Annotated in this window: 14 protein-coding genes; 4 read left to right on the top strand and 10 right to left on the bottom strand. The window is 35.1% G+C overall.

Going from position 1 to position 21,943, the window contains the following annotated elements; translation table 11 throughout:
- Positions 1–27 precede the first annotated feature (27 nt).
- The gene (locus AB3U99_RS20405) at positions 28–1,458 is read left to right on the top strand and encodes an alanine/glycine:cation symporter family protein (RefSeq protein WP_400243573.1); all 1,431 of its coding nucleotides are present in this window, start codon (positions 28–30) and stop codon (positions 1,456–1,458) included.
- A 248-nt stretch (positions 1,459–1,706) separates the two neighbouring features.
- Here AB3U99_RS20405 and AB3U99_RS20410 read toward each other — a convergent pair whose 3' ends face one another.
- On the bottom strand, positions 1,707–2,714 hold the full coding sequence (locus AB3U99_RS20410) for an aromatic acid exporter family protein (protein WP_400243574.1): 1,008 nt from the start codon (positions 2,712–2,714) through the stop codon (positions 1,707–1,709).
- Positions 2,715–2,829: 115 nt separating this feature from the next.
- Complete coding sequence (locus AB3U99_RS20415) at positions 2,830–5,955, bottom strand: alpha-mannosidase (protein WP_400243575.1); 3,126 nt, start codon at positions 5,953–5,955, stop codon at positions 2,830–2,832.
- 238 nt (positions 5,956–6,193) lie between these two features.
- Between AB3U99_RS20415 and AB3U99_RS20420 the strand changes: the two genes are divergently transcribed.
- On the top strand, positions 6,194–7,888 hold the full coding sequence (locus tag AB3U99_RS20420; RefSeq protein WP_400243576.1) for an ATP-binding protein: 1,695 nt from the start codon (positions 6,194–6,196) through the stop codon (positions 7,886–7,888).
- A 116-nt stretch (positions 7,889–8,004) separates the two neighbouring features.
- On the opposite strand, the gene AB3U99_RS20425 is transcribed toward AB3U99_RS20420, so the two are convergent.
- Together AB3U99_RS20425 and AB3U99_RS20430 are read right to left on the bottom strand one after the other, a co-directional pair.
- A complete protein-coding gene (locus AB3U99_RS20425; protein WP_400243577.1) occupies positions 8,005–8,991 on the bottom strand; it encodes an N-acetylmuramoyl-L-alanine amidase in 987 nt (328 codons plus the stop codon).
- 209 nt (positions 8,992–9,200) lie between these two features.
- Positions 9,201–10,550, bottom strand: a complete 1,350-nt coding sequence (locus tag AB3U99_RS20430) for a UDP-glucose dehydrogenase family protein (RefSeq protein WP_400243579.1) — start codon at positions 10,548–10,550, stop codon at positions 9,201–9,203.
- A 219-nt stretch (positions 10,551–10,769) separates the two neighbouring features.
- On the opposite strand from AB3U99_RS20430, the gene AB3U99_RS20435 reads away from it, so the two are divergent.
- On the top strand, positions 10,770–11,039 hold the full coding sequence (locus AB3U99_RS20435; RefSeq protein ID WP_400243581.1) for a hypothetical protein: 270 nt from the start codon (positions 10,770–10,772) through the stop codon (positions 11,037–11,039).
- Between the two features lie 73 nt (positions 11,040–11,112).
- Here AB3U99_RS20435 and AB3U99_RS20440 read toward each other — a convergent pair whose 3' ends face one another.
- The 6 genes from AB3U99_RS20440 to AB3U99_RS20465 all read right to left on the bottom strand — a co-directional run bounded on the left by AB3U99_RS20440 (position 11,113) and on the right by AB3U99_RS20465 (position 20,853).
- The gene (locus AB3U99_RS20440; RefSeq protein WP_400243582.1) at positions 11,113–13,314 is read right to left on the bottom strand and encodes an alpha-galactosidase; all 2,202 of its coding nucleotides are present in this window, start codon (positions 13,312–13,314) and stop codon (positions 11,113–11,115) included.
- Positions 13,315–13,327: 13 nt separating this feature from the next.
- Positions 13,328–14,218: a carbohydrate ABC transporter permease gene (locus AB3U99_RS20445; protein WP_400243584.1), complete on the bottom strand. Its 891-nt coding sequence runs from the start codon at positions 14,216–14,218 to the stop codon at positions 13,328–13,330.
- A 25-nt stretch (positions 14,219–14,243) separates the two neighbouring features.
- Positions 14,244–15,137, bottom strand: coding sequence for a carbohydrate ABC transporter permease (locus tag AB3U99_RS20450; protein ID WP_400243585.1), 894 nt, complete (start codon positions 15,135–15,137; stop codon positions 14,244–14,246).
- Between the two features lie 70 nt (positions 15,138–15,207).
- Positions 15,208–16,473: an ABC transporter substrate-binding protein gene (locus AB3U99_RS20455; RefSeq protein ID WP_400243586.1), complete on the bottom strand. Its 1,266-nt coding sequence runs from the start codon at positions 16,471–16,473 to the stop codon at positions 15,208–15,210.
- A 26-nt stretch (positions 16,474–16,499) separates the two neighbouring features.
- A complete protein-coding gene (locus AB3U99_RS20460) occupies positions 16,500–17,516 on the bottom strand; it encodes an aldose epimerase family protein (protein ID WP_400243588.1) in 1,017 nt (338 codons plus the stop codon).
- Between the two features lie 31 nt (positions 17,517–17,547).
- Positions 17,548–20,853, bottom strand: coding sequence for a DUF5107 domain-containing protein (locus AB3U99_RS20465; protein WP_400243589.1), 3,306 nt, complete (start codon positions 20,851–20,853; stop codon positions 17,548–17,550).
- Positions 20,854–21,028: 175 nt separating this feature from the next.
- Here AB3U99_RS20465 and AB3U99_RS20470 point away from each other — a divergent pair, with 175 nt between their 5' ends.
- On the top strand, positions 21,029–21,928 hold the full coding sequence (locus AB3U99_RS20470; protein ID WP_400243590.1) for an AraC family transcriptional regulator: 900 nt from the start codon (positions 21,029–21,031) through the stop codon (positions 21,926–21,928).
- Positions 21,929–21,943 lie beyond the last annotated feature (15 nt).

Consider the following 21,943-nt stretch of genomic DNA (forward strand, 5'->3'; position numbering starts at 1 on the left):
AAACCATAAATTTTTGGGAGGGGTTGCGTGAATATTATTGAAAAGTTAATCGCAAGTGGAAATACGGTACTTTGGGGGTATGTATTGATAGCCGTCCTGCTCGGACTTGGAATTTACTTCACCATTGGATCGAAATTTGCACAAATCAGGTATGTAAAAGAAATGTTTCGCTTACTGAAAGTGAAAGAGAAGCCACCTGAACACACGGAGAAAAAACAAATTTCTTCTCTACAAGCATTTTTCGTAGGGGCAGGTACTCGAATTGGTACAGGCAATCTTGCAGGAGTGGCCATTGCCTTAGCAATTGGAGGACCTGGAGCAGTATTTTGGATGTGGATGGTAGCTATTCTCGGCAGTGCAAGCTCATTTGTGGAAAATACTTTGGCACAAATCTATAAAGCAAAAGACAATGGCCGCTTCAAAGGTGGTCCTGCCTACTATATGAAAAAGCAGCTGAATAAAAAGTGGATGAGTGCCCTCTTTGCTGTCATGATGATTCTTTCATATGGTACTACCTTTAATGCAGTACAGAGTAATACGATTGCTGTTGCATTAGAAAACTCATTTGGCATTAGTCCCATTATCGCTGGAATTGCCTTAGTCATTCTTACTAGTTTAGTTGTTTTTGGCGGTATTAAACGTATTGCTGATATTTCATCTCTTATCGTTCCCTTTATGGCCTTAGGCTATATTCTCCTTGCATTCTTTGTAGTAATCACCAATATTACAGAGATTCCTCATGTTTTAGCATTAATTTTTAAAAGTGCCTTCGGTATGGAACAAGTAGTTGGCGGCGGAATTGCTGCGGCTATTATGAATGGAGTTAAAAGAGGTCTATTCTCCAATGGAGCTGGGATTGGAGGAGATCCTATTGCTGCCGCGACTGCATCAGTATCTCATCCAGCAAAACAAGGATTTATTCAGGCCCTCGGTGTATTCTTTGATACTTTGCTCGTTTGTTCTGCTACTGCCTTTATCATCCTAACATCTGAAGCATATGGTTCTGGCTTAACAGGTATTGAGCTATCACAAGCAGCGATGGCAGAGCACTTTGGCACATGGGGTGGATTATTCTTAGGTGTTGCAATATTCCTATTCGCCTTCACTTCCATCATCGGATGCTATTACTACGGCGAAGCAAACTTACCGTTTATTAGTAAAAGTAAAACTTTCTTAAATTTTTATCGAGTATTAGCACTTGGAATGGTAATGTTTGGCGCAGTAGCTAATCTACAAATCGTATGGGATCTAGCTGACTTTACGATGGCAATAATGGCACTTGTTAACTTAGCTGCTATCGCCATTCTCGGGCCAATTGCCTTTAAAGCACTCGATCATTATATGAAGCAACGAAAGCTAGGAAAAGAACCTGTTTTCTACCGAAATGATATCAAGGGGCTTAAAGGAGTAGAAGCTTGGCCATTAAGGAAGAAAAAGGCGATTAAAGAGGTTGTTTAGAAGCGGGTTAATTGATTAATGGATAATTAGTCTGGGCTGTCAATATTGGCAGCCCGGTGTTTGTTTTGAAAATTGGGGAGGATTAGCATATATTGGGTTTTCGAGCATATATTTGATTTTTGGAGCATACCTGCTTCCCTTTGGATCATATATCTGATTTTTGGAGCATATCTGCTTTCCTTTGGATCATATATCTGATTTTTGGAGCATATATTTGATTTTTCAAGCATATCGCCTTCAGTTCCAAATCATATCTTCATTCTTTTAGTGGTTACATCTACAAGTTTTTTCATTTCTACATATATTGCACCTCTGTAGTATTGTATTTCTAATGGAAATGGATTTTGGAGGATAAATGCTTTATCCTTTGTCATTCCTTTTTCTCTCTTTGTCCCGATATACTGGGCACGAAATACTTTTTCCAATATATCTAATTGTTTTATTAGCTGCTGCTTTTCGGGTAGTGATATTGCACCTACTTTATGCCAGTCTTTTAAAATAGCGATTATATTCGTTAAATAGGAATAGGCTTCCTTCATATCCTCTATTCTTTTTGTATCCGCATAGATTATTTTTTTGTAGTTTCTTCTATTATATATTGTGTACTTTATATTTTTCGTTGCTGATTGAAAATCCTTCTGCGTATTCTCTATTGCTTGAAGCAGATTCTTTTTCAATCTATCTATTTCTCCAGCTTTTTCTTTTCCTAAATCAGATTCTATCCAAGCTGAAATATGAAGTAATAAATCAGAGTATTTTTCCGTAAGCGTTTCGTAATTTCTTACTACCTTTTTCAGAGAATTCGGTGGAAAAATAAATAATTGAAATACGATAGCGATTATCGATCCGATTAACGTGCCTGTAATCCGATCCAATACATAATCATCAGCATTTTTTTCTAAGGCAAAGACTAGTAAAATGGATAACGCAACTTGATGGAGAATAACGGCATTTAATTGGAAGGTCATAGCAATCCCTGTTCCTACCAGAAGTAATATTCCCAACATCCAGCTAGTCATTGGAACGTATTGTAGGATAAAAGTTGTCATTAGCACACCAAGGATGGTTCCCACTACTCTGCGGAAAGAAAATTGGACTGACTGATTTAGCGATGGCTGTAAGCATAAAATAAGCGATAGCGGTGCTAAATAAGAATGGCTTAAGCCTAGAAGTTTAGATACTTGGTAAGCGATGGCAGATCCAATTGCTATTTTTATGACTAAGATTGCCTGTTCATTCCATCTATTTGTGTTCATACTAAGTCCTCACTATAACTGATTTTTACTACTTTAGTATAAGCTTCCTCCTATTAAAACATGCAATAGGCAGACCTTAAAGTTGTTATAACACTTTAGAGTCTGCCTAGAAAATTTAGATTTCCACTAAAAACGTCTTAATTTCATATGGCTTTAGTTCAAATGCTAGCTTTGCATTTTCCTGTTTATCGCCAATTGGTTGCTCCATAAGATTGCATTCTTGCCAAGATTGAATGAGGGCATCTGATGTTAGCTCTACCTTGCCTCTTTTCCCCATAAATTCATGTAAACGAACAATGATTTTATTTTCATCCTCTGCTTTTTTGACCGCATCAATTAGACAATGATTGGACGCTACCTTGAATAAAGAGAAATCATTGGTTTTTAACTTTCCTTCCAATCCTTTTAACGGCTGATTCAAATCCCATGCTTCTTGGACGGTTTTACCTTCTCTCCAGTCGCCTTCATGGGGCAAAATGGAATAAGTAAAAGTATGAGCTCCTTGGTCCTGTAGATAATCTGGATAGGTTCCAGATTTAATTAAGGAAAGACGCATCGTTGAATCTTTAATGTCATAGCCATATTTACAATCGTTTAAAAGACTAATTCCATAGCCATGTTCTGATAAATCAGCCCATTGATGTCCAACTGTTTCAAACTTTGCATAATCCCAGCTTGTATTCCAATGAGTCGGTCTTTGCACATTTCCAAATTGAATATCATAGGTTGCTTGAGTTGTGCGAATCTCAACTGGAAATGCTACTTTTAATAACTGATGCTGTTCATGCCAATCAACCTCTGTCTTAAAGTCAATTCTCGGGTTATCTGAATAAAGAATAAGCTCCTGCACTATTTTAGAATGATGATACGTCCATGCAAACCGTACTACTGCACGTAAGGCATTATTTTCTACAATTTCAATATTTTCAAGGGCTGAAATCTCTTGATGCTTTTCTTGATAGAAAATATCGATATCCCAAGCTTCCCATCTCAAAGGTTTGTCTTCAAATACTTGAAGTACATTTCCTGCTTGCTTTTCTTTTAAGACCTCTCTTTGTGCTTTTTTATCAAAAATACGGATTAATTGCCCTTTATCATTCCAGATAATTTTATAAAAAGGTGTTTCAATTCCAGATTCATTCATCACAAAGGAGGATTGTTTATCCTGTTCTCCATTATTAGCTGATATAAAGGAGAGATTAGCTAATCCATGGGATGGGACGTCTTCCATTTGTACAAGCCATTTCCCATTCACTTTTTCAGCTTGAAGTACTTTTTCCTTTTCTGATACCCATTGTCCCTCTTCCAATCCCTGCTTAACTGGAATTTCTATTATTCCAGAACGTGTCCAAGAGGAATCATTGATCACTGTATATTGGAAGGCATTCTTATCTACTAAGCTGTTTGAAACTTTACCTTGGGCTTCATATGCCAGTGCTTCTGCTTCTTCATATTCTAGAACACTATCCTCATATACTTCCCGAATGGATGAGCCAGGAATGATATCATGGAATTGATTTCGTAATAAAATCGTCCAGCCTTTATGAAGAGCTTCCTGTGGATAAGAAGACCAATCCTCAGCAAATACACTTGCTAAAACACTTAGTAACTCTGTTTCCCGATACAATAATTCCTTTTTTCGATTACTTCTTTTATTATAGGCTTGGCTTGTATAAGTTCCTCGGTGAAATTCTAAATAAAGCTCTCCGTCCCATGTATGGACATACTCCTCTGTGCTATTCACTTTTTCATGAAGTGCTTCAAAATAATCGCCTGCTTTTGTTGATTTCACAGCAGGAAGACCAGGAATTCGATCAAATCTTCTCCGCATTTCCAGCATGTCTCGGTTTACTCCGCCCCCACCATCTCCATAGCCATAGGACATCAGTAAATCCTGCGTAATATTTTTGTCTTTATAGTTATCCCAGGCACCTTGAACGACATCTGCCTGCATTTCTCCATTATAATCATAAGCCCATCCCCTACTGTTCGGATAGGGAGTTGTAACAAAATGAGTTAAAATTTCCGTCCCATCGATGCCTCGCCATTGAAATGTATCATGTGGCATCCGATTATACTGATTCCAGCTAATCTTTGTCGTCATAAAAGTCTCAATACCTGATTGCTTCAATATCTGCGGCAATGACCAGCTATAGCCAAAGACATCGGGCAACCATAGATACTTGCTCGTCACACCAAACTCTTCTTTTAAAAACCTTGTTCCGTGTAATAATTGACGGACGAAGGATTCCCCAGATGGCAAATTACAGTCAGGCTCGAGCCACATCCCTCCTTCTGGCTCCCATCTGCCTTCTGCCACTCTTTCCTTCAATTGAGCATAAATTTCTGGATAGTCCTCTTTGATATAGGCATAAAGCTGTGGCTGTGATTGCATAAATAAGTATTCTGGATATTTCTCCATTAAGCGCAATACTGTTGAGAAAGAGCGCGCTGCTTTTTCTCGTGTATGCTTCAATCGCCATAACCATGCAAGATCAATATGCGTGTGGCCAATGGCATGTATCGTTACAGCAGATTGCTTTTCCATTTTATCCAATGCATTATTCAAATAGTTATTTGCTATGCTGATAGATTCATAGAATACAGCAGAACCTGGATCCACCCAGTCTATTTCAATAAAAGCATGATTTAATGCCGTAAGAAGAGCTTGGTATTCCGGACGGTTTTTATCTAAAATATGTATCGTTTGGATTATTGCGTTTGCCGTATAATATAAATCATCCGTTGCTTCATCAAGCCATCCAATCTTGGCAGTCTTGATCTTATGTTCTTGAACTTGTGGAACTCCGCCTCCTTCTAGGCCGGACCATAGGCGAAAAACCAAGCTTACATTTGTTCCACAATGCGTTTCCTTCAGAAAAACTTCTCGATGGTTAGCATCTACCCCTTGATACGTCTCCTGATTCACATATAACAATGATTCAAATCCTGAATTTGTCCCTCCATCCGTTATTCCAAAGTCAAAATATCCTAGTACTTGTCTATCCTTCCAGCTTGCAGGAATCACAACTTCTGTCTTTAACCAAGCATACTGATCCCTTCCTGCCCAATTAGCTCCCACGTTAATGGTTGTCCATTTTCCATCTTCGGGTGGTCTTGCACCAATTTCTCCTTCTTCATCTAATTGCATATGAAAGGATTCTAAGAAAATGGAATCTCGATAACGATATTTTTCTAGTTCCTTTATTCTTGCCTCTAATTTTTTCTCTGTCCAGAACATAAAATACCTCCTTGTAAGATAATTTCTAAAATTCCGACTATCCTCATTATCTTATAATAAGAGGGATAGTCAACCTGTAAATTTAAAGGAATAGCATTTTAAATAAACGAATGACAAGCACATAAAGCGTCTTAATCTATCTAATTAATCTGTTCAACAAACTCACATCTCCACTTACAATATGATACTATTAGAATATTAAGAGAATTATATAAATGGAATAGCAGGAGGGGGCTTTATGCAGCAGACTAGTCATCCAATAAACGAATGGTTAAACACACCTACAGCTATGAAAAATGGAGCCCATATACTCTACATGTATAATGAATTGGAAAAATACATAGAAACTGCTTATGAGTATATTTATAAGGGGCTAATGAACGATTCCATTGTGGTATTTATGGAATCAGAAGAAATCATTACTACTATAAAAAATCGTTTGCAGCATAGCGATTTACAAGACTATCATAATAAAGAGAATAATTTTATCTATATAAACGCTAAAGACTTTTACGTAATAAATAGTGAACTGGATGCTGAAAAGCTAACTATTTTATTACACCCTTATTTAAAGAAAGGTGCTTCCATTCGCACTTGGGGAAATGTGCCTTTGCCTAGCAATGAAGCAATGCTAGAGAATATTAGACAATATGAATGTGATTGTGATCATTTTATTTCGAGTGAAAAAGTGATTTCCGTATGTACATATAATGCCTTAATTACCCCGTCCTACGTTCAAAATGAATTATTAAAGACACATACCCACATAATGACGGATGATACATACAGCAATTCTCCATTTTACAATCAAATGAATCATAAAGTTTTATCTGAAAGGGAGCTAGAAAAACTTCATCGAATTGAACAACACTATCAATGCCTTTTAGAAATGAATAACCAGTTGGCTATTGAAAATAAGTTAGTGAAGTTAAAGAACGATACAATCAAACAAAGTGAGCAAAAATTGCTGACCATTATAAATGAGTTACCCATTCCCATTATTATCAGAAAAAAGAAGGAAATTCTTTTTTACAATAATGAAGCCAAACAAATGCTACTCAATTCCAATCAAGTTAGTCTACTCAAATCCTTTTTGAAAGAGAACGAAAATAAGTTTGTTAATCGACAAGTATTAGACCAATTATTTATATTAAATAACCCTAAACGATACTATTTAGTTTATTCCATTGATTTAATCTATGGAGAAGGGACAGCAAAATTACATCCATTTGTAGATATTACCCAGCAAAAAGATAACGAAAAATTAATGATTCGTTCGGAGAAAAAGACAATTGCCGGAGAGCTTGCAGCTAGTATTGCTCACGAATTACGAAACCCCCTAACAGCTGTTAAAGGTTTTTTTCATATTTTAAAAAATACAAACGAGAAAAAAGACTTATATTTTACCGTAATCGATGATGAACTTTCGCGAATAGAGCAAATTGCAAGTGAGCTTCTAACATTAGCGAAGCCCCATTCTGATAATCGAAAAAACTACAATCTTATTCAGCTTGTGGAAGAAGTGAAACTATTACTTACTTCCCAAACAAATATGAACAATATTGAAATCATTATTGAGAAAAATAAAGATAAAATGATCATAAATTGTGATAAGAACAAAATAAAGCAAGTCTTTATCAATCTTATTAAAAATGCAATCGATGCCATGAATAATGGTGGAGAGATATTTATTAGAATCAATGAAACGAAAGATTATATACAAATAGAAATAGTTGACCAAGGAAAAGGAATTTCAAAAGAGGTATTAAATAAAATCGGGGAACCCTTTTATACAACCAAAGCAAAAGGAACGGGTATTGGTCTTATGATTAGCTTTCAAATAATTGAAAGTCATCAAGGAACCATTCGTGTAACTAGCGAAGTTGATGTTGGCACAACATTTACCATTTCTCTACCAAAAACATTTTACTAAGTAATTATTAATCATTCTAAATGCACCCTAGAAAATGGATGAAACTATTTTTCTAGGGTTTTTTATCCTTAATTCATTTGTAAGGTCCTATTCAAACGATTGTTATTGTGACTTGCTTAAACAAACTTGATTTCTATTGCCTCAATTCGTTTACTCTGTCCTGTCGTACCTGCTTCCTCTCCATTTCTTTTCCACTCTGTCCAGCCGTCGTATTCCACATGAACTCTGTATTGAACATTTAAACCTGTGACTTTTAACCGAATAGCTTCCATGCGCAATCCCAAACCGATTGTTCCAATTACTTCACCATTTCCTCTTAACGTTGTCCAGCCTTTCCCTTGTACATGTCCTTGCATTTCTAATTCAGCATTTGGATTTTTCAATCTAACGGTTAACGCTTCTAGTCTTTTCGATTCTCCAGTGGTTCCAGCTGTTTGACCATCTCTTTTCCATCCTTGCCAGCCGATGCCTTGTATATGTGCATCATACATAATGGATGGGGCAGACGAAGCAGTGGTAGTAGTGGCAGGTTTTTGAGTTGGTTGAGTCGTTTTCACTTTAAGATTAAATGCTTTTGCAATACCTGTTACATGTCCACGGGCAATAGCGTCTAACACATCATTTCTTTTAATCAAATCAGCATCCGCCTTCGTATCAACAAAGAGATTTTCCGTTAGCACAGCGTTCATATTACTCTCTCTTAACACATGGAAATTTGCTGATTTAGCCCCACGATCAAAGACACCAAAAACTTTTAGTTCATTCATTACCGCTGTATGGATAGCTGCTTGGATTTTCCCAGTATTGCTGGTTGCAGACAAAGTATTATAACGGTAATCCTCGTAGCCAGAACCTCCTCCAGCATTAATATGAACGGATAGAAAGAAGTCTGCTCCCCACGCATTTGCTGCATTCGTACGTTGCGTTAATGATAAAGTGGTATCACTAGTGCGACTCATTCTTACACTAACGTTTTCATAACTTTTTAATATTGCTTCTATTTTTTTAGCAATAGTTAATGTTAATGCTTTTTCTTGTAACCCATTACCTACTGCTCCTGTATCCGTCCCACCATGTCCTGCATCGATAAAGATTTTCACCATTCTTCTTCACTCCCTATTTTGGTGTATGATTTATTTTATGAAAAACACTTTCATCCGTTCCTAGGACGATAGATAGGATCTTTACAACTTGCCGTTAAGCAATTCTAAAGGTAAAAAAGGCCGAAAAAAAAGGACACTCTATTAATACGAGAATCCCCTGCTTATTTACTATATTCTACGTTCAAATTTGTTTATACCTATCAAGTAGACTATGAAACAAGGAAGCCATCCCCATCTCTGCCTCCAACCTCCATCACTTTTACATCTGGTCGCCCGATGGAGAAATAATTAACACCTGCCGTTCTTGCCTCCTCAAGTGGAAAACAATTACGCCCATCAAAAACAAACGGTTCTTTCATCTTCTCCTTAAAGAGGGTTAAATCAATCGCCTTAATTTCCTCCCATTCGGTAAAAATGAAGCAAATATCTGCCCCTTCCAGTGCTTTATCTGGTATTTTTTCGTAAACTACTTCAGTAGGGAAGAGTTTTTCAAAGTTCTCTGCTCCAACTGGATCATATACATGTACCCTTGCTCCTTCATTTAATAATAAACGCACATTGGGAATAGAAGGAGCTTCTCGTAAATCATCTGTTCCAGGCTTAAAAGTAAGTCCTAGCACAGCCACTTTCAGCCCATGGAATGATGAAAATTCATTTCGCGCTTTTGAAATCAGCTTGAATTTTTGCTTTTCATTTACCTCTATCGCTGCCTTCACCGTACGTAAAACATAGCCTTCCTCTTCAGCGAGCCAATGTAAAGCTTTTGTATCCTTTGGAAAACAAGAACCACCGTATCCAATACCAGGATTCAAGAATTTTTTTCCAATACGTCCATCATAGCTCATCCCGCTTGTAACATCCTCAATATTTGCTCCAACTGCCTCACATAAATTGGCAATATCATTGACGAAAGAAATCTTTAGAGCAAGGAAATCATTCGATGCATATTTAACCATTTCAGCACTGCGACGATTCATCGTTAAAATTGGTTGTTTAAACGGTTCATAAATAGAAGTTAATATGTCTTTTGCCCGCTCACTCTCTACCCCAATTACTATCCGAGAGGCATGTAATGTATCTTTAATCGCACTTCCCTGTGCAAGAAATTCTGGATTAGACGCAACCTCAACAGCAACTTTATGTTTTAAATGATTTTTAATATAGGTTTCCACACGGTCATTTGTTCCAATTGGAACCGTTGATTTAATGACAATTAAACAATCACGAGTTATACTTTCGGCAATTTGCTTTGCAACTTGAAATACATAATTTAAATTAGCTGACCCATCTTCATTCTCTGGCGTTCCCACTCCAATGAAAATAACATCTGATTGAGCATATGCCTGTTCATAATCTGTCGTAAATGCTAATTTCCCGGCATTTGAATTTTTTTTTATTAATCCATCTAATTCCGGCTCATAAATCGGCGAAATCCCTAAGTTTAGAAGAACGATTTTCTCTTGGGACTGATCCACACACGTAACTTGGTGACCAACTTCGGCGAAACAAACGCCTGTCACTAACCCAACATATCCTGTACCTGCCACTGTGATATTCATTCTAACAATCTCCTTATGTAAAAGATTAGAGACCAAACTTGCTCTATATTAAACAATAAAAGGACAATTCTAATCGTAATATCTTTAGTATACAGCTTTACTATTCATTCACTTTTAATCTTTTTTATATTTTTGGTAAAGTAATGTAAATTTTTCACCTATCATCAAAAGTAACTTATGTTAAAATACATCTAATATGAAAGATTTGGAGGGAATCTATTGGTTAGTACCTTAATTTTTATATCCTTCTTCCTTTCTGCTATCCTATCTATTCTTACTTTTACAAAAACAAAAAATAAATGGGTAGCATTATTGGTTGCTTTTTGTTGGAATTCAGTCTTTTTAGTGGGATCTACGTGGATTTTTTATTTATTTAATGAAGAAGCTAAATTATTCGGTCTGGGACATACTTCTTTCTTTGTACTACCATTATTAATTCCGATTATTTCTTGGTTTGACTATTTTATCATCGAGGTAATTAGAAAATAAAAATCCAGAAAATATAAGGCTAATTTTCTGGATTTTTATTTCTAAAAGACATACTACGATAATAAAACCAATTTTAATCAACAAGTCCTACTTTTTTAAATTCTACTACTTTACTTTGGAAATCTCCCATAAGGGTATGATTCAAATAGAAACCATACTCCATTAACTCTTCTCCAGTTAAATGTTGATTTTCTACTTCATAAATAGCATTTGGTTCAAGACCAACAAGTTTTACTTTTTTATATGGCTTATTCGCGTTAGCTAATATTTCAAAGAAAAATAGTACTCCACTTTCTTTTGAGGATGTGATAAGCATCCATGCAGCATAGTTCGTTTCATAAGGACTTAATAATCGATAAAAATCACCAAATTGAATAAGGGCACGATTGTTTTTGTACCAATTAATAGACTCTTGAATTTGCTCAATATCCTTACTAGTTTCTTTTTCTAAATCAATCATTAAGCCAAAGTTAGCAGCCATAGCAACTGCGGCTCTTGTTTTCACATCTGTCACGCGGCCAACTTGATGATTAGGGACTGCTGATAAATGAGCACATGCCATTATTGGTGGGAAAATCAAGCTCGTTCCATGCTGAATTTTCAATCGCTCAATAGCATCTGTATTGTCACTTGTCCAACTCTGAGGCATATAGTATACCATTCCTGGATCAAATCTTCCTCCACCACCAGAGCAGTTTTCGAAGAGAATATTTGGGTAACGTGATGTCAATTTTTCTAGTAGTTCATATAATCCTAAGATATAACGATGCATCGTCTCCATTTGCTGATCAGGACTGCGGTGAATGGATCCCGTTTCAGTCATATTGCGGTTCATATCCCATTTAATATAGTCAATAGGAACATGATCTAGAATGTCTACCAATTGATTATAGATATTATCCCTAACTTCTTCCTTGCTAAAGTCAAGAATAAGTTGATTACGTCCTTGTGAAAGTGGATAATTTTCAACTTGAATGTGCCAATCTGGATGCTTCCTAAACAAATCACTGTCTTCTGAAATCATTTCCGGCTCAAACCAAAGTCCAAATTTCAATCCAGTATCTTTCACCTGTTTAGCTAAATGCTGTAGTCCATTTGGTAACTTTTTATTATCAACAATCCAATCACCTAATGAAGTTGTGTCTGAATTTCTATCTTTAAACCAGCCATCATCAAGTACAAAGAGTTCTACTCCTAATTCTTTTGCCTTGTTGGTGAAATCCAGTAACTTTTTCTCGTTAAAGTCAAAATAGGTAGACTCCCAGTTATTTATTAGGATTGGTCTTTCCTTCAATTGAAATTTCCCTCTCGCTAACCTTTGCATATAGAGCTTATGAAAAGTTTGCGACATTCCATTTAGACCATTATTGGAGTATACACATACAACTTCAGGTGTTTGGAAAACTTCATCCGGTTCTAATTTCCAAGTGAAATTATAAGTATTTATTCCTACTAAAACTCGTGTTTGTTCAAAGTAATCTACTTCTGTCTTTATAACAAAATTCCCACTATAGACAAAATGGAAACCATATACTTCACCATTAAATTCATTTGTATTAGGACGTAATAACGCAATAAATGGTTGCTGCGCAACACTACTTGCTCCCCGTTTACTATCCAACGTATGAATCCCCATCGTTAACCTATCTCTTTTTATCTGTTTTTCATTGGCCCATGATCCTGGTAGTTGTAATAAATCAAAATCTGCATCTTGAAAATCAATACAACTACTTAATGCCTTATTTAAATAAATCGTCTGTTCTCCTATATTCTTATATTGCACTGACTTAGTAATGACTGATCGATCCTTATAAATCGTGTAAGATAATATTGCTTTTATTTTTCTAGAAGAATCAATCATTGTAATTTCAAGTGTATCCGCCTCAGAATCTTCTACAGTATAAGTAGCGGGTAAACCCTCTAATTTCTTTTTGACTGAATAAACACTATGACTTTCATATTTAAATCCAACCGCTTTTGTCCCATCTGGAAAAGTAATTTCACAAATTGATTCACGATAGTCACCCGTGTCATATCCCGGAAATTCTTGCGGAGTATTATCTAAGGAAAAATCGCGATTCGGCCATCCTTTTGGATTTGGTGAAAAAGAGGATCGATCCTTCAATGGATAAGGATTCTCCTGAAGAAAACTATTTATTCTTTTCCCAAAATACACATGTACTAAAAACTCATTATTAAATAACTCCATAATATAACTGATAGAATCATTATAGAGATGAAATTGTTTCTTTTCTGCATTATAAATGATAGGCATTTTTTCCTCCTCCTTATTCTTTTGATCCTGTGGAAGCAATTCCTTGTATAAATTGTTTTTGGAAAATAAAATACAAAATAAGCATTGGAACAGTTGCAATGATAGATCCTGCCATTAATTGTGGATAATTAGTTGTAAATTGCCCCTGCAAAAGTGCCAAACCAGATGATAATGGCATTTTATCTGGTGACATATTGATTATTAATGGCCACATCAAATCCTTCCATGCAAATAAGGCTGTGAATATGGCAACAGAAATCATTGGTACTTTTGCTAAAGGAAGCATGACTTTAATAAACATTTTCCCATAATTACATCCATCTAAAATCGCTGCTTCTTCTATCTCTTCTGGTACACTCATAAAAAATTGCCTCATTAAAAAAGTTCCAAATGTACTGGCAATCCCAGGGATGATAAGAGCAGTTACCGTATTTGTTAATCCTAACTTAGACATTAACAAGTATTGGGGAAGAATAAAAATTTGACTGGGCACCATCATCGGCAAAAGAACAATCAAAAACAGTAAATTCATTCCTCTTATTTTAATTCTCGCAAAAGCATATCCCGCCATGGCACTGAATAAAACAGAAAATACTACACGAACAATAATCATAATCCCTGTATTTATAAAAAAGCTCCCAAATGGCAACGCATTCCAAACATCCGTATAGTTTGTCAATTTCCAGCTATTCGGAAAAATGGTAGGGGGAAATTGCAGTGATTCAGATAGAGTCATAAAGGAAGTTAGAATACTCCATATGAAAGGAAAAATCATAAACACTGAACCTACTATTAATGAAATGTAGATAAAAATACGGCCATCCTTTATTCGACTTTGCTTTTTGGGATTTTTATTTAACACTGATGATGCTGTCTTCTCAGCTCGTCCCTTTACTATTTCCATGCCTTAACCTCCTTTATCAGCTTTTTTATTTATAGTGAACCCATTTTTTCTGAAGCTTCATTTGTATTGCAGTTCCTATAAATATCAGAATTAGAAGAATGACGGCTATAGCAGCTCCATATCCTTTATTATTAGCTTCAAATGTCTGACGATAAAATAGGTACACAATGGATTCAGCAGATTTTAATGCAGGGTTTGTTTTGTCAACCATCATAAAGATTAAGTCAAAAATTTGTAAAGCACCTAAAAAAGAGGTAGTAATTACAAAAAATAATGTTGGAGACAACATTGGTATGGTAATATGAAAAAATTTACGAATAGGACCAGAGCCATCCATTTCCGCAGCTTCATAATAGATTTGTGGTATATCTTGAAGACCGCCTAAAAGGATAATCATATTGTAGCCAAGGGTTGACCAAATCCCCACAATCATAATGGAAAGCAATACAAAATTATCATCTCCTATCCAGTTTGGTCCATCTATCCCAAAAATAGATAGGATATAATTAAAAAGCCCAAATTCAGAATTATATAACCATCTCCATACCATAGCTACAGCCGCAGGTGCAGAAACAACTGGGATAAAGAAGAGCAATCTAAAACCAGATTTAAATCTAATATTTGTGTTAAGAAAAACAGCTGTCACTAATGATAAAGCGGTTCCAATCGGCACAGTTATAATAGTATATAGAAAAGTGTTCCATATCGATTGAAGAAGCTCCGTATCTGTTAAAGCTTTTTGATAGTTTGCAAGTCCAACCCAACGTGGGATCCCTAACCCTCTAATACTATTAAAACTCAAATATATCGTTTGAATCATTGGCCAAACATTCATAATTAAAACATAGATTAACGTAGGGGCAACTAGAATTGTTCCCCAAATTATTTTTTGGCGTCTAATGCTAGAAAATGTATTCATTAAGCCCACCTTTCTTAAGTCGAGATATTCCAGATATTCTCACTAGAATTAGAAATATCTCGACTTATCATTAAAGATTTAAATACTCATCAATCTCTGTTTGGATTTTCTTAGCCATCTCTTTACATCCTTCTTCTACATCTAGAGACAAAGAAAATATTTGATTCATATAATCTTGTTCCGTTTCAACCCAACCTGCACGAGACTCTGTGTACATGGAAGAATTTCCATATTTCTCTGCATCTACAAATACTTGAGCATTAATGTTGGGAAATGTATCTACCCATGGTTTTTGAGTATTTTCTAACGCAGGGATTGCTGCACCAGACTCTGCCTGAATTAAGTTTGCCTCCTCTGAGCCTAAAAACTCCAAGAATTTCCATGCTTCATCTGGATATTTCGTATTGGCCGCTATTGCATAACCCATACCACTTGCTACAGATCCTCGAGTTTCATTCATCGGCATTGGAGCTACGTCAACATCAAGATTATCAATTGAAAGATATTCATTCGCCATCCAGGAACCTGCTGTAATCATTGCAGCTCTCCCCGATTCAAAGTATTGATCTGCAGTTGTATTAGCAAAATCTGCAGTTGTTGGAGAGATACCTTTTTCTATAAAGGAAACTCCAAATTTAATTGCTTCAACAGTTTTTGGCTCATCAAACATTGTTTGCTTTCCATCTTTTGAAATGAAATCTGAGCCATTTTGCCAGACGAGATTATACCAAAAATTTTGTCCATCCGAAGGTGCAAGCATTCCATATATTCCTTTTTCTTTATTAGTTAATTTTTCTGCTGTCGTCATCCAAGTATCCCAAGTCCAAGTTTCATCTGGATAACTTATATTTGCATCATCAAAAATTTTCTTATTGTACCACAATCCAATTGTGCTAAAATCTTTTGGTAATGCATATTGTTTATCGTTGAGAAAAAAGTCCCCAACCACATATTCTGGATATTTATCTAATTCAACTGTGCTATCTTTTATTTGGTCTGTTAAATCAAGTAAAGCTCCACCTTCCACAAAGGTATATACTTGATCTGGATGCATCCAAAAGATATCAGCCATTCCTCCTCCAGTTGCGGCCGCTTGTAATTTAGTCCAATATTGATCCCATGGAGTTACTTCAACCTGTACCTTAATATCAGGATTGTCTTTCGTAAATGCATCAGCCATTTTCTCCATGCCCTCTTTTTGATTACTATCCCAAATTTGAAATTTTAGTACTGCAGTACCATTTGTTCCTTTTTCACTATTTCCACACGCACTCAATATTCCAGTAACCACTAGGCTCAAGCATAATAACCCCAATAATCGTACTATCTTTTTCATTATTTTTTCCCTCTCTCATTCAATATTTATACACATCCAAAGGTGTATATAGTTTGAGAAAAAAATCGGTCTCCTTGCTTTAATACAATGTTGCCAAAGTGAGGTTGATTGTTAATTGCATCTGGCAAATGTTGACACTCTAAAGCGATACCACCATGTTTTTGAATACCAGATTTATATATAAGTGAATCTTTTTCTGAAAAATGATTGCCTGTATAAATAACAACAGCTGGACAATCAGTATATATTTTCAAAAACCTACCACTTTTTGGTTCCATTAATTCTATTTGTTCTCTTGAATCTTTTTCTAATAAAAAAGGATGGTTTAATCCATTTTGTTCTTTTATACTACAATTTTTATCCCTTAGAATTTCTTCTAAAATTTTTCCATCCTTCAAATTATATATTGTTCCAAACGATGGAGTAATTGTACCAATTGGAATACTATCTTTAGTTATTGGAAGATAATAATCACTATTAACCTTTAGGATATGATGGTTTATAGTTTCACCTACCTTTCCGCTTAAATTAAAGTAGGTATGGTTTGTTGGATTAAATAAAGTATCCTTATTTGTCAAAGCTTCATATTGAATAATTAATTGATTGTTATCCTTTAGAATATATGAGACCTTTACTTTTATTTCTCCAGGATAGCCTTGTTCCCCATCCTCTACTTTTAAATAAAAGGATACCGATTTATCCTGACCCTTTTTTCCTACCTTCGTGCACCATACTTGATTATCGAATCCTAAATTTCCACCATGTAGATGGTGTTCCTTTTCATTTTTACTAAGATATAAATTTTCTCCATTAGGTAACACACATCTTCCGTTAGAAATTCTCCCGGCTACTCTCCCCACCGTAGCACCAAGAAAAGTTCTTTCCGCCAAATACTGTTCCATTTTAGGCAAAGTTAATACTATATTTGAGAGATTTCCATGCTTATCCTTTGTATATATTTCTTTGATCATTGCACCGTAATTACAAAGCGCTACTCTCGTTCCTAAAGCATTTTCTAAAATGATGACTTTTAATTCTTCCATTCCTCGAAATTTTCACCTTTCGAACTTATTCTCATTTTGAAAGTTCAGTTTTTTGTGTTTTCTCTTTAATTAGCTCTAAATGTTGAATTGCTCCCTGATAATCAGGTACAACCTGTAACACTTTATTAAACATATCTCTTGATGCCTCATATTCTTCTAGCCCTAAATAACCTAACCCTAATAAATAATTACAATAAACCCGATTTTTTGCTGACAGATTTTCTTTAAAAACAACAGTTGCTGGCAAAGAAACCGCAAAATAATCATATTCTACTTCATCATAATAATGAGTTTGACCATAAGACAATAATTGATGAAAACATTTCTTCGCTTGGGGGACCTCTCCCAATTTTTCATGTGCAAAACCTTTATATAAAATAGCCTCTGGCGGCTGATCATTGTAATACATGATACTTTCTGGCTGTGTGGTCCCTTTTGTCGCCCGGCGATAATGAATATTAGCCTGTTCTAATTGACCTTTACTTTCGTATATTTGCCCGAGATAATATTGAGATATATTATCATGATAGTTTGGTAATTTACCCTCTCCTAGATTATATGGTCTCTCTAGTGAACGATTTACATATGCAAGCGCTTCCTTAGAATTATCAATCATGCACCTTCTTGCCAATTGAATAAGACTATATACATATTGTGTCGAAACCTTTCCTTCCCCACCTTCCCATGGATGGAACTGACGGTTCATGATACAGTTAAGAGCTTCATCATATTTCCCGATATTATTTAGGAGTTTAATATATTCAACAAATAAATCATCTCTAACCGAAGTAGTGTCTATATTTTCTTCTAAAACACTTAAACGCTCTTCTACACTAAACCCTTTTTTCGCTTTCAATAAATCAAGTTCTAACAATAGCCGTGCATCACTTGAGTCTATTTGAAAGGCTTTTTCCATCATTGGTAATGCTAATTCTGATTGCTCATTTTGATTAAAATAAGCAAAGGATAAATTTCTGTATAAGATTGCAAAATCATCTCTTTTTTCCAGACTTCTTTCCCATAACTGCATTGCCTCCGTATAGCATTTTTTATCATACATTAAATTCCCAAGATAATAGCAAGCAAAGGATGATTCTTCCGGAAATACTTCAATTATTCTTTCTAAAATTATTTTTTCAATAAGTTTACTTGGAAAACAGTAGTCTGAATTACTGTTTTCTCCTCGAATAACTTCTTCCTTTGCTTCTTTTTTCTTCTCTAAAAGTAAATAAATATAGGCTGAATAATAATGTAGTAAAGGCGATTCTTTAGGACAATGTTTCAATATATTCAATGCTTCATGGTAACAGCCAATCCTTATATAATCTCCTACAATTTCTAAATAGTTATTTATGCTTGCGCGCATTGCCTTTAACCATTCAGCATAATTATTTGTTGCCAAACTTTTTTCATACAACAGACCTAAATCCATTCTGTCAATATTCAAACCAACTTCAAGGAGTTGCTGTGTGTTTTCTCCTTTTTTCCTAATTAAGACTATTTCTAAATGCCTTGCCTTCATATTATGCATGTTTCTAGTTAGAGCTTTATCAATAAAGCTTGTTGCCTGCTTTAAATTACCTCTACTAGTTTCAATACAGGCTAGTTGGAAAAAACTAGCTCCTTGTGTATCGTCATTCCAAGTTGATTTATAAAATGCTTCATAACTTTTATTAACTTCTCCTTGCATGAGCAAAGACAATCCTAAGTTAAACAATGGCTCTCCATAATATGGATTGGGAGATTTCCAAGTTTGTTTTTCAACTGCCTTCCGAAAACGTTTTTCACTATCATTAAAGCGACCTTGTCTGTACAAGTACATACCGTATCCATTATTTAATCTGATATCAGATTCATCTCTACGCAGACCTTCTACATAATAGTCTTCTGCATTTAAAGTTGCATGTCTGTACTGCTCAATATGAGTAGCAGCTAAGAATAAATCTTCCGTTGATTTCAGTTCTTTTGGCGAAGGTAACTCTTCAGCAGGTTCCGGTAATTCATGAATTGACTCCGTTAATCCTTGAAAAACAACAATTTCCTGTCCTTCTTCATCAAAAAGAGCAAGTTTCACTCGTTCATTAATTGCAGGAATATGCAAATCTAGTAATTTTTTATAATAGTTATTGGGTGCTAATTGGATAGAATCAGTAAAAACAATTTCATCATCTACTAACAAATGAACAGTTGCAGCATTCATTTCCTCGGTGCTGTAACATGCTATTTCAATTTTATCGCCTTTTTTTTCAATGTTTATCGCAGCTCTCTTCGTTGCATTTTTTACTCTACCAATTCCTTTATATGGCATAAAATACTGAGTAAACGTTTTTTCTTCATATGGCTTTAACCAAGTAAAATCTGGCTGATTATCTGTAAATACTCCTGTCATTAGCTCAATATATGGTCCATCTTCATCTGTCAGATTTCTATCCCAGGCCTGCCCAAAATCACTGTTCCCCCAAGTCCATTGTTTTTTTCCAGGAGAAACATGATGATCTGCAACATGTAAAAGTCCCGCTTGCTTTTGCTCATCATAATTTCCTATAAAGTTAAAGTCAGAATGGTGAGCCATGTAAGAGGTTGGCACCTCTATATTTTTATATCTAGAAATATCAATGCCTTCAGAGTAATCATACTTATAGTAAGTACCAGTTGCTATAGGAAAACTTGAGACTGCTCTTTTCCCATGATCCATTACTGCATGAACATCAGGTGGAAAAACGGAAAATGTATGGTCATTTACTGGAACAGCAGGATTTGCCCACCACAAAAACGTTTGAGGAATATCCGTACGATTATACAATTTACCGGAAATCTCAATATAGGCCTTATTAGGATATAAGGTAAATCCAGCCATTCCTTTTGTACCGTACATTTGATCAATTTCACTGATATATACTGTTTTACTACCATCTTTATTTTCTACTAATGTATATTCTGTGGGCATATAAGTGGAAGGTCTATGATGCTGTGGCCAATTAAATTCTATCCCACCAGATATCCAGGGTCCTACTAAACCAACTAATGCTGGTTTAATTACATGATTATAATAGACAAAATCATAATCATTCGTCTTATCATAAGCCCTATGAATACGCCCCCCTAATTCTGGAAGAAGCATTATCTTTAAATAATCATTTTCTAAAAATACTGCATTATATTCTACATTTTCCTTTTCATCTGCGATTTTTTCTGTTATTGGTAATGGATACACTTTACCACTGCTTCCCTGATAAACTCGTTTTTCAAAAAACAATGGATTTTTATCTGCCTTTGCGGTTTTATATGTAGGAATGATTACTTTTTCCTCCCACATCTTTACTATTCTAGAGCTCATTGCTACTCTCCTTTCCTATTTCATACTTGAATATTAACCGCTTTCATATTTTTTTAGAATTGATTTTTTTATTTTTTCATGGACTATATTACTTTTTTATGAAAAAATTACTCTAATAAGAACTTGTAAAATAATAAAGAATGACCAATTCTGTAACTTTTCAGGAGGAAATGCGATGGAAATTAGAAAAAGAGAGGGTTTTCTAGGGGAAAGACATGTTATTCTTCCAACCCATACTTATAAAGAGGTAGTTACTTCTTTACCTGTCAAAACAACATACATTACCAAAATAGGTTTTTTCCCAAAAGCAAAGTACCATTATGCAGAAAGAGCTCTTGGATCTGAAGAAAATATTCTACTCATTTGTCTAGATGGAAATGGTACGATAGAGATCGATAACTCATTGTCAATCCATTTAAATTCTGGTGAAGCATTTTGTATTCCAGCAAAAAAAAATCATCGATATTTTGCAGATAAAAAAAATCCATGGTCAATCATGTGGTTTCACTTTCACACCGAATGTGGAGAATTATATAATTTGGAGACACTACAAAAAGTCCATATTGACTCCATTGAAAGGTTAGTTCGTATACAAAATAATTTTGCAGAACTGCTTGATCTTTCAGAAAAAGAAACTTCTTTCTCTAATCTACTATGTAGTTCAAATTATATTTTATTAATTTTGACCGATGTTTATTTAACTAGAGAGGAACCTATCGATAAGCAAAATAAATTACTTCAGCAATGCATAGATTATATTCATCAAAATTATGATAAAAATATTAGTTTAGATGAGCTCGCCAATATAGTCGAGATTTCTCCTAGCCACTTAAGTGCCATATTTAAAAAATATACACAAAAATCACCTATCGATTATCTCATCCAGCATCGCATTGAAATGGCTTGTATGTACTTAAAATTAACTGAACTGAAACTATATGAAATCGCACATAAAGTTGGCTATCAAGATTCGTTTTACTTTTCTCGTCTTTTCAAAAAAAACACGGGAAATTCCCCCAAAAAATATAAAGATCAAATGAAGAAAGTAGGGATGAATAACCTTATTAAAAAGTAAATGCATTAATGAAAA

The sequence above is a fragment of the Niallia tiangongensis genome (assembly GCF_044704065.1).
In the GTDB taxonomy this organism is placed as follows: Bacteria; Bacillota; Bacilli; order Bacillales; family Cytobacillaceae; genus Niallia; species Niallia tiangongensis.